Annotated in this window: 19 protein-coding genes; 9 read left to right on the plus strand and 10 right to left on the minus strand. The window is 65.8% G+C overall.

Features of this window, described 5'->3' with window-relative positions; translation table 11 throughout:
* Positions 1–2 precede the first annotated feature (2 nt).
* Positions 3–806: a methyltransferase domain-containing protein gene (locus tag SynRS9909_RS04195; RefSeq protein ID WP_007100305.1), complete on the plus strand. Its 804-nt coding sequence runs from the start codon at positions 3–5 to the stop codon at positions 804–806.
* Here SynRS9909_RS04195 and SynRS9909_RS04200 read toward each other — a convergent pair.
* Positions 775–1,413, minus strand: coding sequence for a pseudouridine synthase (locus tag SynRS9909_RS04200; RefSeq protein ID WP_007100304.1), 639 nt, complete (start codon positions 1,411–1,413; stop codon positions 775–777). The genes SynRS9909_RS04195 and SynRS9909_RS04200 overlap by 32 nt on opposite strands.
* Positions 1,400–1,648 (minus strand): Nif11-like leader peptide family natural product precursor, encoded by a 249-nt coding sequence (locus SynRS9909_RS04205; protein ID WP_007100303.1) that lies wholly within the window; start codon positions 1,646–1,648, stop codon positions 1,400–1,402. Before SynRS9909_RS04205 ends, SynRS9909_RS04200 begins: the two co-directional genes overlap by 14 nt.
* Before the next feature lie 220 nt (positions 1,649–1,868).
* On the opposite strand from SynRS9909_RS04205, the gene infA reads away from it, so the two are divergent.
* Positions 1,869–2,138: a translation initiation factor IF-1 gene (gene infA / locus SynRS9909_RS04210; protein WP_006041809.1), complete on the plus strand. Its 270-nt coding sequence runs from the start codon at positions 1,869–1,871 to the stop codon at positions 2,136–2,138.
* 8 nt (positions 2,139–2,146) lie between these two features.
* On the opposite strand, the gene trxB is transcribed toward infA, so the two are convergent.
* From trxB to SynRS9909_RS04225, 3 genes are all read right to left on the minus strand, one after another.
* Positions 2,147–3,550, minus strand: a complete 1,404-nt coding sequence (trxB, locus tag SynRS9909_RS04215) for a thioredoxin-disulfide reductase (protein ID WP_007100301.1) — start codon at positions 3,548–3,550, stop codon at positions 2,147–2,149.
* Between the two features lie 78 nt (positions 3,551–3,628).
* Entirely contained in the window at positions 3,629–3,871 is a 243-nt protein-coding gene (locus SynRS9909_RS04220) for a hypothetical protein (RefSeq protein ID WP_038000765.1), read from the minus strand.
* Between the two features lie 96 nt (positions 3,872–3,967).
* Positions 3,968–5,434 (minus strand): DEAD/DEAH box helicase, encoded by a 1,467-nt coding sequence (locus tag SynRS9909_RS04225; RefSeq protein WP_007100299.1) that lies wholly within the window; start codon positions 5,432–5,434, stop codon positions 3,968–3,970.
* A gap of 58 nt (positions 5,435–5,492) precedes the next feature.
* Between SynRS9909_RS04225 and SynRS9909_RS04230 the strand changes: the two genes are divergently transcribed.
* Entirely contained in the window at positions 5,493–5,669 is a 177-nt protein-coding gene (locus tag SynRS9909_RS04230) for a hypothetical protein (RefSeq protein WP_007100298.1), read from the plus strand.
* Positions 5,670–5,687: 18 nt separating this feature from the next.
* Here the strand turns inward: SynRS9909_RS04230 and SynRS9909_RS04235 are convergent, their stop codons facing one another.
* Positions 5,688–6,266, minus strand: a complete 579-nt coding sequence (locus SynRS9909_RS04235) for a hypothetical protein (protein ID WP_007100297.1) — start codon at positions 6,264–6,266, stop codon at positions 5,688–5,690.
* 118 nt (positions 6,267–6,384) lie between these two features.
* Between SynRS9909_RS04235 and SynRS9909_RS04240 the strand changes: the two genes are divergently transcribed.
* From SynRS9909_RS04240 to SynRS9909_RS04255, 4 genes are read left to right on the plus strand one after another with little or no spacing between them, the layout of a single operon-like run.
* Positions 6,385–7,533, plus strand: coding sequence for a Re/Si-specific NAD(P)(+) transhydrogenase subunit alpha (locus SynRS9909_RS04240; protein ID WP_038000763.1), 1,149 nt, complete (start codon positions 6,385–6,387; stop codon positions 7,531–7,533).
* Positions 7,533–7,841, plus strand: a complete 309-nt coding sequence (locus tag SynRS9909_RS04245; protein WP_007100295.1) for an NAD(P) transhydrogenase subunit alpha — start codon at positions 7,533–7,535, stop codon at positions 7,839–7,841. Before SynRS9909_RS04240 ends, SynRS9909_RS04245 begins: the two co-directional genes overlap by 1 nt.
* Positions 7,841–9,307: an NAD(P)(+) transhydrogenase (Re/Si-specific) subunit beta gene (locus SynRS9909_RS04250; protein ID WP_007100294.1), complete on the plus strand. Its 1,467-nt coding sequence runs from the start codon at positions 7,841–7,843 to the stop codon at positions 9,305–9,307. The genes SynRS9909_RS04245 and SynRS9909_RS04250 overlap by 1 nt, the downstream gene beginning before the upstream one ends.
* Entirely contained in the window at positions 9,304–10,449 is a 1,146-nt protein-coding gene (locus tag SynRS9909_RS04255; RefSeq protein WP_007100293.1) for an alpha/beta fold hydrolase, read from the plus strand. Before SynRS9909_RS04250 ends, SynRS9909_RS04255 begins: the two co-directional genes overlap by 4 nt.
* On the opposite strand, the gene SynRS9909_RS04260 is transcribed toward SynRS9909_RS04255, so the two are convergent.
* Both SynRS9909_RS04260 and SynRS9909_RS04265 read right to left on the minus strand, forming a co-directional pair.
* Complete coding sequence (locus SynRS9909_RS04260) at positions 10,418–10,750, minus strand: ferredoxin (protein WP_007100292.1); 333 nt, start codon at positions 10,748–10,750, stop codon at positions 10,418–10,420. The two genes, SynRS9909_RS04255 and SynRS9909_RS04260, sit on opposite strands and share 32 nt — an antisense overlap.
* Complete coding sequence (locus SynRS9909_RS04265) at positions 10,747–12,000, minus strand: 1-deoxy-D-xylulose-5-phosphate reductoisomerase (protein WP_007100291.1); 1,254 nt, start codon at positions 11,998–12,000, stop codon at positions 10,747–10,749. Before SynRS9909_RS04265 ends, SynRS9909_RS04260 begins: the two co-directional genes overlap by 4 nt.
* Before the next feature lie 79 nt (positions 12,001–12,079).
* On the opposite strand from SynRS9909_RS04265, the gene SynRS9909_RS04270 reads away from it, so the two are divergent.
* Entirely contained in the window at positions 12,080–13,420 is a 1,341-nt protein-coding gene (locus SynRS9909_RS04270; protein WP_007100290.1) for a sodium-dependent transporter, read from the plus strand.
* 10 nt (positions 13,421–13,430) lie between these two features.
* Here SynRS9909_RS04270 and SynRS9909_RS04275 read toward each other — a convergent pair whose 3' ends face one another.
* A complete protein-coding gene (locus tag SynRS9909_RS04275; protein WP_007100289.1) occupies positions 13,431–13,844 on the minus strand; it encodes a DUF2721 domain-containing protein in 414 nt (137 codons plus the stop codon).
* Positions 13,845–13,892: 48 nt separating this feature from the next.
* On the opposite strand from SynRS9909_RS04275, the gene SynRS9909_RS04280 reads away from it, so the two are divergent.
* Positions 13,893–14,132 (plus strand): hypothetical protein, encoded by a 240-nt coding sequence (locus SynRS9909_RS04280; RefSeq protein ID WP_007100288.1) that lies wholly within the window; start codon positions 13,893–13,895, stop codon positions 14,130–14,132.
* Positions 14,133–14,151: 19 nt separating this feature from the next.
* On the opposite strand, the gene cysS is transcribed toward SynRS9909_RS04280, so the two are convergent.
* Positions 14,152–15,672, minus strand: a complete 1,521-nt coding sequence (cysS, locus tag SynRS9909_RS04285) for a cysteine--tRNA ligase (protein ID WP_007100287.1) — start codon at positions 15,670–15,672, stop codon at positions 14,152–14,154.
* Positions 15,673–15,701 lie beyond the last annotated feature (29 nt).

Below are 15,701 nucleotides of genomic sequence, written 5' to 3' on the forward strand. Positions count from 1 at the left end.
GAATGGTCGGATTCGCTGAGCTCACCATGGCGTCCTGCTGCGGCCCTGCCGGCCTTGACCAAACCGATGCGGTGCAGCAGCGGTATGGCGCTGCTGCGGCTGAGCGGGAAGCCTGTCTCTGCACCCCTGTGGCCTTTGATGCCGCCCTGCTCGAGGTGATCCCGGCCGAGGTAGTGGAGCGGGATTACGGCTGTGGTGATCCCACCCGCTGGGTGCAGTCGGGTGACACCGTGCTCGATCTGGGCAGCGGCAGCGGCAAGAACGCCTTCATCTGTGCCCAGGTGGTGGGGGCCGGTGGCCGGGTGCTCGGGGTGGATCGCAATGCCGAGATGCTCGCCCTCTCCCGTGCGGCAGCGCCCGTGGTGGCGGAGCGGATCGGGGTGGCCAATGTGGAGTTTCTGGAGGGTGCGATCGAGGCTCTCGACGCCCCCACAGCGAACGGGCAGCCCCTGGTGGCGGATGCCAGCGTTGATCTGGTGCTCAGCAACTGCGTGCTCAACCTGGTGAACCCCTCCGCCCGTGAACGGTTGCTGGCCAACATCCGGCGTGTGCTGCGCCCCGGCGGTCGGGTGGCGATCAGCGACATCGTCTGTGATCGGCCCGTGCCCCTCGCCCTGCAGCAGGACCCGGAGCTCTGGAGTGGCTGCATCAGCGGCGCCTGGCAGGAGCAGGCCTTCCTCGCTGATTTCGTGGCGCTTGGTTTTGAGAACGTGCATTACGCCGATCGCTCCAGCGAGCCCTGGCGCGTGGTGGAGGGCATCGAATTCCGTGCTGTCACGCTCGTCGGCGTTGTGCCGGGCGGCTGAGCAGGGCCTGAAGGCGGAGGTGTTCCTCTGTGCTCACGGGCCGCCAGGAGCCAGGCGCCAAACCGTTCAGGTTCAAGGGCAGCCCCCCATCCATCAGATCGATGGCACTGCGGATCAGGCGCAGCGTGGGCAGCCCGACGGCGGCGGTCATGCGACGCACCTGGCGGTTGCGCCCTTCCCGCAGGCTCAATTCCAGCCAATCGGTGGGGATGGAGCGGCGTTCACGGATCGGTGGCACGCGATCCGGCCACGGCTGGATCTGGTCGTGGCGGAGGCGTTGTGCCTGAGCCGGCAGGGTCTGGCGCCCCTGCACCAGCACGCCATCGCACAGCTGCTGCAGTTGCTTGTCCGTCGCGGTGCCCTCCACCTGCACCCAGTAGGTGCGCCAGTGGCCGAAGCGGGGATCGGTGAGGCGCTGCTGGAGCCGTCCTTCCGTGGTGAGCAGCAGCAATCCTTCGCTGTCGGCATCGAGGCGCCCGGCGGCATACACCTGGGGCACGGGCACCAGATCAGCCAGGCAGCGCCAACGGCTGCCTGGTTCCGGGGTGAACTGGCTGAGCACGCCGTAGGGCTTGTGCAGCAGCAGGGTCGACTCAGCCGTGGCCACCGAAGCAGAGCAGCAGCGCCTCACCCCAGCTGGAGGCTCCGTTGAGGTGGTCGTCGTGGACGTGCTTCATCTTTTCGGCCTGCATTTTCATCAGCGTGGCCTGGGTGAATTCATGGCCCTTTTCGCTGGCCAGATCCACCACGTGCTGGGGGGTGGGGGCTTGACGCACCTGTTCGCGGACCTGCGAATCGGATTGCACCAGGGATGCGAAGGCGATCAGAGCGGATTCAGACACGATGACGAGAACGCGTTGAATTGAGATTAGGTGGAGCTCTGACGTGCACGCCAGAGATTCACCACCCCGATCGAAATCAGCAACAAGCCGAGGTCGAGGCTGAGGGGCGGAAGAATCATGGCGACGTCGATCGGGACGTTGACCCTAAGGGCAATCCGGCGGCGAAGGGCTGCGGGCGGCCTTCTAAACTGAGATCAACCTTGTGTTGTGGCACCGCCGGATGATCGAAACTTCGGGTGTGATTGAAAAAGAACAGGGCAACGGGTTCTACCTCGTCACCCTCGAGCAGCCCGCCGGTCACCAGTGCCTCTGCCGTGCCGCCGGCAAGCTCACCAAGTTCCGCATCAAACTCCTGGCCGGCGACAAGGTGCTGGTGGAGATCAGTCCCTACGACCTCACCCGTGGCCGCATCACCTACCGCGAGCGCAACGCCGGTGCTCCGGGTGGTCGCCCAGGTGGCAACCGACCCGGCGGTCCGCGTCGACGCTGAGGCGACCCTCAGACGGGTGCGCCCAGCAGAGCCTCGATCGCGGAGCGGAATTCGCTGCGCTGCTTCACACCGCGCCACTGCTGTTTCAGTTCCTTCCCGAAGAACAGTTGCACGGTGGGGGTGCCATTCACCCCGGCCTGCTGGGCGATCTCCTGATCGGCTTCGATGTCGATTTCCAGGCCCTGAGCTCGGCCGCCCAACTCATCCAGCACGCGCTTCAATTGCGGTTTGAGCACGTGGCAGGGGCCGCAGCTGGGGGAGGTGTACACCACGAGCAGGGGCTTGCTGCTGTCGTGATAGAGCTTGCGCAGGGCGTAACTGCCCTTTTGCCAGAGCGCATCCGGGTCGTAGCTCGCTTCGGTGGTGGTTTCGCTGGTCTGGGGCGTGGCGGCCTGAGCCGGTTCCACGCTGTCGCGGCTCACCAGGCTCGCCAGGTTGTGATGGCTGAGCCAGCGTTCCGCCGCCAGGGCCGCCTGGCAGCCGCTGCCGGCCGCAGTGATGCCCTGGCGCCATTCCGCATCGGCCACATCGCCGGCGGCATACACGCCCTCCAGCGAGGTTTCCGGCCGGCCCGGTTGGGTCACCAGGTAGCCCTTGGCATCGCAGCTGAGCTGGCCTTGCACCAACTCGGTATTCGGCGTGTGGCCGATGGCATAGAAGAGGCCGCGCACCGGCAGTTGTCGCTCCTCGCCGCTCTGCCGATTGCGCAGTCGCAATGACGCCAGCCAATCGTCGCCCTCTGCGTCAGCCACCTCGGTGTGCCAGTGCACGCTGATCTGGGGGTTGGCTTGCACCCGGTCGGCCATCGCCGCACTGGCGCGCAACTGGCCGGAGCGCACGAGCAGATGCACGTGGCTGCCGTATTTGGTGAGATACACCGCTTCTTCGCAGGCGGAATCACCACCGCCCACCACTGCCAGCTCCTCATTGCGGAACTGGGGAGTGGCGCCATCGCAGATGGCGCAGGCACTGATGCCCTTGCTCCAGAAGCGCTCCTCCTGGGGCAGCCCGAGGCGATTGGCGCTCGCGCCGGTGGCGAGAATCACGGCCTGGGCCTGGATGCTGCATCCATCGGCTTCGATGCGGAAGGGGCGGCGGCTCAGGTCGATCGCGTCGGCATCGGCCTCGAGCAGTCGGGTGCCCCAGCGTTCGGCCTGGGCCTTCATCAGGTCCATCAGGTCGGGGCCCAACACCCCATCGGGGAATCCCGGGAAGTTCTCCACGTGGGTAGTGGTCATCAGCTGACCGCCGGGGATGCCGCCCCGTTGAAACCCGGTGATCAGCAGGGGGCTGAGATTGGCGCGAGCGGCGTAAATCGCCGCGGTGTAGCCGGCGGGCCCCGAACCGATGATCACCAGATTTTCGGTGTCAGGAGCGGTGGTGCCGGGGGTGAGGCCGGTCTCAGCAGCCATGGCTAAAGCGAAGCGGTTATGAGTTGACTTTAAACCGGGCTCTTGTCGCTTGGCGAGATAGAGGGTTTAATCGTTTCTTCAGATTTGCAGGGGGTCTTCGGAGTCTTCGCTGAGACGGGGTCGTTTGCTCGGACCGCGACGCACCATCAGCACTGCCTCCTCCAGGAGCTCGGGGTGCTCACCGATGCAGGTGATCCATTCCCGGAATTCCTGGGTGATCGCATAGCTGTCCTCGTATCGCTCAGCGCTGTCGAGCACAGCGATCCGGGTGGTGGCCCAGCAGGTGGCGACGCTGACGCGGCGTTCCATTGCTGCATCCATGATCTGCTCCCAGATGGTGACCAGGCTGATGGTTGAAGGGGACCGATCAGGCCTGCATTCGCAGAACGTCGCATTTTTCTCTGCAGAAAGGTGTCGTTAACGCTGCAAAAAGCGGGGAAGTTCGGGAGTGCGCATGCGGATCACGGCCCCGGCTCCATCGTTCACCGCTTCCAGGGGAAGGCTCGGACCGCGCCAGCTGGTGCCTTCCCCTTCGTCTGCCGCTTGATCCGGGGCCTGGGTGCGGATCCGGTAAGGCTCGGAGCAGGCCCAGGTGCGGGCGTAGCCCATCAGCAGCGGGTCCGCTGGAGCAAAGATGAAGGAGGGATCCCTGGGGATCGCTTCCGTCGCCGCCCGCTCGCCGCTCATGCGCACGGCCCGGGTGATCCCCTGAATGAAGCGGCTTCGCGTCACCACGGTGGTGAGATACGCCACAACCCGCAGGCGGGGCGCGTCGAACCCTTCGGCACACATGTCGATGCTCACAAGCCAATCGGCCGTGCCCTTCTCAAACGCGCCCAGGCGCTGCGAGGCCTCCGGATCCTGGGAATGCACCAGATCGACCCGGTCGCCCTCCTCCCTGAGCAAACGGCTGATGCTGCTGGCGTGGTCGATGTCGCGGGCGATCACCAGTCCCGCCGCCCGGGGGTGGCGTTCGCGCACTTTGGCCAGTTGCCGCCTCGCCCGCAGCAGCAGTTGCAAAGCGATGCTGCTGGAGTCGGAGAGGCGAATGGCCCGCCGCAGGTTGCGGGCCCGCCAGCTCTCCCGTTGTTCGGCGGAGAGCGGTGACACATCCCGATCGGGGAGGCCCTCGCGGCTGTGTTCCACCCAGCCATCCTGAAACCGGAACTCAAGGGGGCGCACATCTCCGGCGGCGATCAGCTCCCGTGGCTCCACGCAGAGATCGGGGCTGATCTGTTCCACCAGTTCGCCGCCGTTGTCCACGCGCACGCGTCGCGCGGCGCAGAAGGCGAGGTTGTCGGCACGGAACGGGGTGCCGGTGAGTCCGAGCCTCAGGCGACAGTGCTGGCTGAGATCGAGAAAGGTGCGTCCCCAGATCGGCCCATCCGCTTCCTCCGGATCCACCCCCAGATGGTGGGCTTCATCGGCGATTGCCAGCAGTCCCTCCGGGCGCCAGTGCGCCAGTGCCGCCAACAGGCTCTGCCGTTGCCGCCCAGCCCCCTGGTACGTCACCAGCCAGCCATCGGCCTGGCCATGGTCTCCGTCCGCAGTCCACTCCACCAGCTCCAGACCCACCCGACTGGCGGCACTGCGCCACTGCTGCAGGATCGAGGTGCGATGGCAGAACACCATGAAATGCTGCAGTCGTTTTTCCGCCTGCATGCTGCGGAAGCTCAACAGCGCCCCAAGGGTCTTGCCAGCACCGGGCCCGGCATGCACCAGCACATCGCGGCCGGCCGTGCTGGCGGGATCAAGGCGCCGCCGCAGCAACTGAATCAGCTGTTGCTGCCAGAGCCGCGGCCGGATCTCCGGTCCGCCGCTGAGCTGGAACGAGGTTGGGGTGATCGGCCCGCTCCGGAAGATAGGTCTTTCTAACCATTCCATTAGCCTCGGGCATCCTTACCGTCCGGCCAACAGCGATCGGGTTTCGCCCGCCCCAGCCATGGCCAGCCGCCGTTCCTCTTCGCGACCCAGCCCTAACCAGCGTGAGGGCCTTCACCGCTGCTGGAGCCAGGAGTGCGACATCGATCCGCTGATCCTGCGGGCCCGCCTGCTCCGCCACCAGGGACTGAAGAACCAGGCCCGGGCGGTGGAGCAGGAAGTGCGCCCTCTGTTCTGATCCGATCGCTTGTGCTGATCAGATCGCTTCGGTGTGGTTGGTGAGCAGGCGTTCCACCTCCTGCAGCCCTTCGGAGGCCGCCAGCTGGGCTTGCTGGGCATTGCCCTGGGCTTCGCCGAGTAAGCGGCTGGTCAGGCGTTCCAGCAGCTCCTCCTGGCGTTCCTGCAGCATCACCAGCAGTTCGGTTTCGATCAGATCACGCACGGCGGAGCGGCGCAGGTGCTGATCGCTGGCCTCATCAAAGGTGCCCTGCACCAGTTCCTGGATGAACAGACGATGCACTTCACTGCTGCGCAGGAAGCTCTCGGTGGCATTGATGATCCCATCCACCAGGGTGCGATCCGGTTCTGATTGCTGGTCGGCGAGTTTGAACTCCCAGTCGAGGTGGCGCCGCTGCCAGCCCGCGGCATGAAGGCTGGGCATCACCGTTTGGGAGAAGGTGTCCACCGACATTTCATAGATGCGCTCCGCCAGGCGCTCGCACCACTCCCGGCCGTGCTCCTGCAGCACCTCCTGCATGGCATGGCGTTCCACGGCATGGCCGCCGTGGTGGCTGTGGCAAACGCCGTCAGGACATTCAATCGCCGTGAGGCCCATGGGGGGATCGTGACTGGAACCTCTGCCTAGCCAGTGCGGCTCAGGCCTTTTCCGATCTTCAGGAAAGTTCCTGGAATCGTGATCACGACCCCGTAATCTCACCGGGGTCGACGGCGTCATGATCTTGCCCAGACTTTTCATACCTGTTGAATCTGCGACGGCGGAAACCCGTGTTGCGGCTTCTCCTGAAACCGTCAGGAAATTCATCAGCCTGGGTTGTTCGGTGACGATCGAACAGGGGGCTGGTGCCAGCGCCGGTTTTGTGGACACCGCCTACAGCGAGGCGGGCGCCGAGCTGGTGCCTCCCGCTGATCCCCAGGCCTGGGGATCTGCTGATGTGCTGCTCTGCGTGCAGCAACCCAGCGCCAGTGCCCTCGCTCGCCTGCGCCGCGGCGCCTTGCTGGTGGGCCTGCTCGCTCCCTACGGCAATGACGCGCTGGCCACAGCGCTCCAGTCGGGCGGTTGTTCCGCCATGGCTCTGGAATTGTTGCCACGGATCAGTCGCGCCCAGGCCGCCGACGCCCTCTCCTCCCAGGCCAACATCGCCGGCTACAAGGCCGTGCTCCTGGGGGCCGGCGCCCTCGATCGCTATTTCCCGATGTTGATGACGGCGGCCGGCACCGTCCAGCCCGCCCGTGTGGTGGTGCTGGGGGCCGGTGTGGCCGGGTTGCAGGCGGTGGCCACGGCGCGTCGCCTCGGCGCCGTGGTGTATGTGAGCGATATCCGCCCTGCCGTGAAGGAACAGGTGGAATCGCTCGGGGCCCGCTTCATCGATCCCCCCGACATGGACGACAAACCGGCTGAATCTGGTGGCTATGCCAAGCAGGCATCCGATGCCTTCCTCGCCGCCCAGCGCCAGCAGCTCTCCGACCAGTTGGCGGAAGCCGATGTGGCGATCTGCACCGCCCAGGTGCCGGGGCGCCGCGCCCCTCGCTTGATCAGCGAAGACATGCTCGATCGCATGCGTCCCGGCTCGGTGGTGGTGGATCTGGCCGTGGCCCAGGGCGGAAACTGCGCCGACACCGAACCCTCCCGCACTGTGGATCGCAAGGGCGTGAAGCTGATCGGCGCCAACGATCTGCCCTGCACTGTGCCCAATCACGCCAGTGCCCTCTACGCGCGCAATCTGCTGTCGTTGCTCGAGCCCACGCTCCAAGACGGCCAGCTCAAGCTCGACACCGACGATGAATTGATCGCCGGTTGCCTCGTGGCCCAGGACGGCAGCATCCGTCGTGGCGACGTTCTCACCCCCGGAGGATCGAACTGATGTCTTTTCTGAGTGAAGCCCTCTGGGTTCTGCTGCTCGGCAGCCTCCTGGGCCTGGAACTGATCGGCAAGGTGCCTCCCACCCTGCACACCCCCCTGATGAGCGGCGCCAACGCCATCTCCGGCATCACCGTGCTGGCAGCCCTCACCCTGATCATCAAGGCCGGTCACAGCGGCAATACGCCCCTGCTGCTGCTCGGGTCTGTGTCGCTTGGCTTTGCCCTCTTCAACGTGATCGGCGGCTTTCTCGTCACCGATCGGATGCTGGCCATGTTCGGCCGTAAGCCCGCCCGCAAGGAGTCCCGCTGATGAGCTCTGCTGTGATTGTCAAATTTGTGATCGACCTGGTCGCCGTTTTGCTGCTGGCGCTGGGGATCAAGGGGCTCTCGAAGGTGCGTTCCGCCCGTGCCGCCAACCAGCTCGCTGCCGTGGCGATGGCACTGGCGGTGATTGGTGTGCTGGTGGAGGCGCTCAGTTCCAGTGGTGATCTGACCACGGGCCTGGCCGGCGGCATCACCGCCGCCTCCTGGACCTGGATCATCCTCGGCACCCTCGTGGGGGGTGTGCTCGGTGCGATCACCGCCCAGCGCGTGCCGATGACGTCTATGCCCGAAACCGTGGCGCTCTTCAACGGTTGCGGCGGCATGTCGTCGCTGTTGGTGGCCCTCGGCGTCGCCCTCTATCCCGCCATCGGTGGCAACAGTGAGGGGGAATCCGGTCTGGTGGAAACCATCTCGATCGTGATCTCCGTGTTCGTGGGCTCGATCACCTTCACCGGTTCGATCGTGGCCATGGCCAAGCTGCAGGGCTGGCTGTCCACTCCCGCCTGGATGCAGAGCAAGCTGCGTCATGTGGTGAACATCGCCCTGGCGGTTGCGGCCCTGGTGGGTGCGGTGGAAATGATTCGCTTCAGTGGCAGCACCCATGGGCTCTGGTTGCTGGTGGTGGCCTCCGGCCTGCTCGGCATCGGCGTCACCCTGCCGATCGGCGGCGCCGACATGCCCGTGGTGATTTCCCTGCTCAACAGCTATTCCGGTGTGGCCGCGGCCGCCGCCGGTTTCGTGGTGGGCAGCCAGCTGCTGATCGTGGCGGGGGCCATGGTTGGCGCTGCCGGCCTGATCCTCACCCAGGTGATGTGCAACGGCATGAACCGCTCATTGGTGTCGGTGCTGTTCGGCGGTGCGCTCGGCGCCACGTCCAGCGCCGGTGGCGGCGGAGGTGAATACACCAACATCACCAGCTGCAGCGTGGAGGAATGCGCCCTCACCCTGGAGGCGGCGGAGCGCGTGGTGATCGTGCCCGGTTACGGCCTTGCCGTCGCTCAGGCCCAGCACACCCTGCGCGAAGTCACCCGTTCTCTGGAAGCGGCAGGCATCCAGGTGGATTACGCCATTCATCCGGTGGCTGGCCGCATGCCTGGCCACATGAATGTGCTGCTCGCCGAGGCCGATGTGCCCTATGAGCAACTCAAGGAGATGGATGTGATCAACCCCGAGTTCCCGGCCACCGATGTGGTGCTGGTGCTCGGTGCAAATGATGTGGTCAATCCCCAGGCCAAGAACGACCCCAATTCGCCGCTCTACGGCATGCCGGTGCTGGATGTGCAGCAGGCCCGCACGGTGTTTGTGGTGAAGCGGGGCATGAGTGCCGGCTATTCCGGCATCAAAAACGATCTGTTCGAGCTGGCCAACACCTCGATGGTGTTCGGCGATGCCAAGAAGGTGCTGGGTGATCTGCTCGGGGAGCTCAAGGAGCTGGGCGTCGGCAAGAAGTGAGCGGTTTGCTGCTTCAGCAGCTCGGGGTTGCGCCCTATCGCCAACGTTTCCCCTGGCTGGGGGGTGACCTGCAGACCCTGCGGGACACCCTCAGGCCGATGGCGTTACCGCCGGATCAGGGGCAGCCGCTCCGGATTGCTGTGCCGGCTCTGGCCAGTGGTGCGGCAGCGGCCGGACAGCTGTTGGCCTTTCTCGATCGTCCCAGGCCTTTCGCCAGCTCTCAGCCGCCCAAGGGGCTGGTGCTGCTGCTGCATGGACTGGGTGGATCCAGCCGGCGCGAGGGGTTGCGCCGGCTGGGTCTCACCCTGCAGGCCAGCGGCTTTGCCGTGTTGCGGCTCAACCTGCGCGGTGCTGATCCCGGTCGCCATCTCGCCGGCGGCACCTACGCCGCCGCTTGCAACAGCGATCTGCTCCCCGCCCTGATGCGAGCCCGGGAGCTCGCCGGGGATCTGGCTGCCGCTGCCGGCTTGCAACGGCCCCTGCCGCTTTTCGGTGCTGGCCTTTCCCTCGGCGGCACCATGCTTCTGAATGCAGCTTTGGCGATCCCCGGGGTGCTCGATGGTCTGTTCTGCGCCAGCAGCCCCCTCGACCTGGCCGCCTGCAGCGCTTCGATCGAGCGTCCGCGCAACCGCGTGTACCAGCGTTGGTTGCTGCAGCGGCTCGTGCTCCAGACCCTGGCCGATCCCTTCGGTGTGCGTGAGCCGGAGCGGCAGCAGCTGGAGGCGATGGCGCGGGGAGAGCAGGCCGCCACGATCCGGGCCTTTGATGCGGCGATCACCGCACCACGGTGGAGCTTTGCCTCCGTGGAGAGCTATTACAGCGGCGCTTCACCGCTGCCCAGGTTGCTTGAGCCCAGCCGGCGCAGCCTGCTGCCACCGACCCTGTTGCTGCAGGCCCTGGATGACCCCTGGGTGCCAGCAGCCGCGGCTCAACGGCTGCAGGCAGCGTTGCAGATCAGCAATGGCGCCGCTGCGGCGGCGGGCAATGTGTCGGTGGTGCTCACGCGCCAGGGCGGCCACAACGGCTATCACGGCCGCGGCGATGGTCGTTGCAACGGTCCGGAGCCGGGTTGCTGGTCGGATCGCCTGGCGCTGGCCTGGTTTGACCAGCTCAGAGCGAGCGCAGGGGTGTGCGGCGAATGATCCAGTCGTGGCAGGGTTCGCCCCCCACCACATGGCGTTCCAGGATCAGCTGCACCCGTTCCGGGGTCACGCCGCCATACCAGATCCCGTCGGGCCAGATCAGCAACACCGGGCCCTGCTCACACACCCGCAGGCAGTCCGCCTTGGTGCGCAGCACGATGCCTTCGCGTCGTTGGGGGTTCTCCAGATCGAGGGCGCGCACGCCACTCTTGAGCGCCTCCCAGCTGGCAGCGCCGATGCTGGGATCACAGCACTTGGCTTTGGCAGGCGTGGCGCAGAGCAGCAGGTGATGGCTGATCACGCCGCAACCGGGGTCATCCCCAGCCGCTGGCTGCCGCGGCTCACCTGCTCGCGCACCGTGACCCGCGCCCATTGATCCACCTCCAGCACATCCTCGAGGCGGGGGTGATCCATCCGATCGGCCTTGTGCCGTTCGCAGGCGGCATCGATCAGGTCGGGAATGTCGAGGAAATGAATCCGTTCCTGCAGGAACTGGGCCACGGCTTCCTCGTTGGCCGCATTCAACACAGCCGGCATGGTGCCGCCGGCGCGTCCGGCGGCGTAAGCCAGCTCCATGCAGGGATATTTGGCGGGATCGGGGCTGCGGAAGGTCAGTTGGCCCACCTCGGTGAGATTGAGACGGCGCCAGGGGGTGTCGAGCCGGGAAGGCCAGCTGAGGCAGTAAAGGATCGGCAGTTTCATGTCGGGCCAGCCGAGCTGGGCGAGCACGGAGGAATCCGCCAGTTCGATCATCGAATGGATGATGCTCTGGGGGTGAATAACGATTTCGATGTGGTCGTAATCGAGGCCGAACAGATAGTGGGCTTCGATCACTTCCAGCCCCTTGTTCATCAGTGAGGCGGAATCCACGGTGATCTTGCGGCCCATGCTCCAGTTGGGATGGGACGTGGCATCGGCCACGGTCGCCTTCTCCAGGTCAGCGGCTTTCCAGTCGCGGAAGGCGCCACCGGAGGCGGTGAGTTGGATTCGGCGCAGGCCGGGGGTGGGAATGCCGGTGGAGAGCCGGGCGTTTTCGGCCCAGGGGGTGCCCTGCAGGCACTGGAAGATGGCGGAGTGCTCCGAATCGGCCGGCAACAGGCGACTGCCGCTCTTCTTCAGCTCGGGCAGCACCACCGGCCCGGCAGCAATCAGGGTTTCCTTGTTGGCCAGGGCCAGATCCTTGCCGGCGCGCACGGCCGCCAGGGTGGGCAGCAGGCCGGCGCAACCGACGATGCCGGTCACCACCAGATCGGCGGACTCCCAGGCGGCGGCCTCATTCAACCCCTCACGGCCCCCCACCAGCTGGGGCAGAAGCTTCGGTGTCTGGTTCGCCTCCAAGGCCTCCAGCCTGGCGCGCAGCTCAGGCAGCAGATCGGCGTCGGCGAGCGCCACCACCTCCGGCTGATGCTCCACGATCTGCTCCACCAGCAGGGGCAGGTTGCGCCCGGCGGTGAGGGAGACAACCCGGAACTGGTCGGGAAACTCCCTGGCGATTTCCAGGGTCTGGGTGCCGATCGAGCCCGTGGAGCCCAGCACGCTGATGGCTTTCACGTCGATCCGGCAATTGGCAACAGTTTCCCATGCCGAACCCTGGCAAACTGCCGCCCATGGCCAGGCATGGGAAGCGCGGATGGCGGTGAAGGAACACTGGCGTTCAGGCCTGGGCTTTGTCTTGGCGGCCGCTGGCAGTGCGGTGGGGCTGGGTAACCTCTGGGGCTTTGCCTATCGGGCGTCCCAGGGCGGTGGTGGTGCCTTCCTGTTGCTGTATGTGCTGATTGTGCTGGTGGTGTGTCTGCCGGTGCTGGTGGCGGAGATGGTGCTGGGCCGCAGCACGGGCCATAGCCCCTTGCTGGCTCCGGTCACGGCGGCGGGCCGGCGCTGGCAGCCGATGGGCTGGCTGTTCATCGCCGCAGCAAGCGGCATTCTCGCTTTCTACGCCGTGCTGATGGGCTGGACCGGCCACACGCTGTGGCATGCGCTGGTGGTGGGTCTGCCGGCCGACATGGCCGAAGCGGAACGCTTCTTCGGGGCCATCAGCGGCGGTAACAGCGCCCTGCTGGGGCAATCGGTGAGCCTGGTGCTCACGGCCCTGGTGGTGGTGGCTGGCGTGCAGGCCGGCATCGAGCGGCTGTCGCGCTGGGCCCTGCCGCTGCTGTTTGTGTTGTTGATCGGACTGGCGCTGTGGGCCTCCGGTCTGGAGGGAGCAGCCGAGGGGCGTCACACCTTTCTGCTCAACTTCGATCCCCGGGAACTCGCCGACTTCACCACCATTCGTAATGCCTTCACCCAGGCGTTTTTTTCGATTGGGGCAGGAATCGGCTGCATCCTGGCTTATGCGGCCTATCTCGACCGTCGCAATCATCTGCCGAGAGAAGCGATGGCCGTTGTGGGGATGGACACCGCCGTCGGCCTGCTCGCCGGGCTGGTCACCTTCCCGGTGGTGATGAGTTTCGGGCTGAAGGATGTGGTGAGTGGCTCCACCGTGGGCACCCTGTTCATCGCTCTGCCCACCGGACTCGCGTCCCTTGGGCTCACGGGACGGGTGGTGGCGGTGCTGTTTTTCTTTCTTGCCTACATCGCCGCGATCACCTCGTCGGTGTCGTTGTTGGAGGTGCCGGTGGCGTCGCTGATGGATCGGCTCGGTTGGAGTCGCCGGCGGGCGGTGTGGATCAGTGCGGCGTTGATCTTTGTGGCCGGTCTCCCGGCGGCCACGTCGATCCCGGTGTTGGAAGTGATGGATTCGATCTTCGGGGGGGTGATGCTGATCCTTGGTGGTCTGCTGATCGCCCTGCTGCTCGGTTGGGCGGCGCCGCAACGCTTTGAGGCTGATCTCAAGGGGAGTGCCACACCGGCTGGCTTACGCCGCTGGTTGCTGTTTGTGCTGCGCTGGATTTCCCCGCCCGTGATCGCCGTGGGCCTGGTGATCAGCCTGGTGGATCTGCTCAGGGGGTGGGGTTGGCTGCCGGGTTGAACGGGCAGGGTCAGATCAACTCGCGCAGATGCCGCGAGGCCATCTGAACCTCCCGGAGGAAGCAGAGCGAGGCGAGCATCAGCAAGCTCATCGCTGCGATGAACAGGGGCACAACCACCAGGGTGAGGTTCACCCTGGAAATCACGCTGAAGAAGGTCACCGCCACCACGGCGGAAATCAGCAGCGTGGCAGCGGTGAGCAGTTCGATCGCCCGGATCGTGAGTTGCATGCGGCGGCGGTAGCTGCGGCGTTGCTGCTCGTCGAGTGTTTCTCCCGCTCGGGCCGCATCGCGCGCCTGCCTGGCCGCATCCACGATCCGGGCCAGCCGGGCGGAGATCACGTTCAACAAGGCGCCGATGCCGGCGAGCAGGAACACCGGGGCCACGGAGAGCTGAATCGCTTTGGAGAGGCTCTCCGGTTGCATCGCGCTCGAATCCAGTAGACCGGATCCATCATCGCGACTGGCATGCCCATGCTCTGGCTCAAGCGCTGGAATTTCATTGAGCGGGCTCGGCTGGAACGGGAGCTGTGGGACGCGTTTGAAGCCAAGCAGAATCCCGAAGCGAAGCTGGCGGAGCTCCAGGCCTGGATTGATGCAGCCGATCCGGCCGATTCCAAGCTGGCGGATCAGCGTTTTCGGCTTGAGGTGTGGACCACCACGCTGGCGCGGATCCGCAAGATCGAGGCCTTGATGGCAGGACAGCAGCGCTGATCTGCGCCCGCTGCTCAGCTCAGCTGTGGCGCCACTCGGTGATCCCACCGGGCTTGTCGATCAGTTCGATGCCTTGAGCCGTGAGTTCGCTGCGGATGCGATCGGCTTCGGCGTAATTTTTGGCCTGCTTGGCAGCTTGACGTGCTGCGATCGCCGCTTCGATTGCCGTGGTGTCGACCGAGCTTTTGCTGGCTTCAGCCTGTGGTGGGGCCTCTGCCCGCAGGCCCAGCACCGCCGCCAGTTCGCGCAGCAGGAGCCAGCGTGACCTCAACACCGCCGATTCGGATGCCGTGATCCCGGCGTCATCGCCCCGATCGAGTCGGTTGGCCAGGCCGCGTAGGGGCCGAGCCAGCTCGAACACCACCGCCAAGGCCCCTGAACTGTTGAGGTCATCGTCCATCGCTGCGATGAAGCGTTGCCGCAGGCCCAGCAAGGGGTCGGGGTCGGTTGATCCTTTTTGATCCAACAGCCCGATGCTGCCTTCCACCACTGCGCCCTTGGGCAGGGGTGCGGCGTTTGGCCAACCCAGCGCGGTGCCGTGGCCTGTGCCGAGGTTGAGGGCGGCATTCAGGCCTTTCCAGCCGCTGCTGGCCGCCTCCAGGGCGTCCGAGCTGAAATCCAGCGGTTTGCGGTAGTGCGCCTGCAGCACGAACAGGCGCAGGGTCATGGCGGAGAGGCCGCTCTCCAGGAGAGCCCGGATCGTGGTGAAGTTGCCCAGCGATTTGCTCATCTTTTCGCCGCCCACGTTCACCATGCCGTTGTGCAGCCACAGCCGCGCCAGCTCCTGGCCGCTGGCGGCTTCCGACTGGGCGATTTCGTTCTCATGGTGCGGGAACACCAGGTCGGCACCGCCGAGATGGATGTCGATCGTGTCGCCCAGCTCCTCGCGCACCATCGCCGAGCATTCGATGTGCCAGCCCGGTCGACCGGCGCCCCAGGGGGAGGGGAAGGAGGGCTCGCCGGGCTTGGCCCCTTTCCAGAGGGCGAAATCGAAGGGGTGTTGCTTGCGCGCTTCTTCAGCATCGGCGACGCGGCCCTCGGCGTTCGTTTGCTGCTCGCCCAGATCACGGCCGCTGAGCTTGCCGTAGCCGGCATGCTTCATCACGGCGAAATACACATCGCCATCCGCGGAATAGGCAGCCCCTTTGGCCTCCAGTTCGCCGATCAGGTCGCGGATCGCGTCGAGGCAGCGGGTGGCGCGCGGCATGCGATCGGGCCTGAGGATGCCCAGGGCCTCCATATCGGCATGGAAGGCGGCGATGTTGCGCTCGCTCACCGCCTCCATGCTCGAGCCCTCGTCGGCAGCGCGGTTGAGAATTTTGTCGTCGATGTCGGTGAAGTTCTGCACGAAGGTCACCGCGTAGCCGCGCCAGATCAGATAGCGGCGCAGCACATCCCAGTTGATGTAGCTGCGGGCATGGCCCAGGTGGCAGAGGTCATAGACCGTCACCCCACAGCAGTAGATGCTCACCTGGCCCTCCTTCAGGGGCCTGAAGGGCTCCATGCGGCGGCTGAGCGTGTTGGTGAAGCGCAGGGCCAAGAGCGTGGTGGCATCGCTGGCGGCGAGGC

Origin of the sequence: Synechococcus sp. RS9909 (assembly GCF_014279595.1) — a bacterium.
Classification (GTDB): Bacteria; Cyanobacteriota; Cyanobacteriia; order PCC-6307; family Cyanobiaceae; genus Synechococcus_C.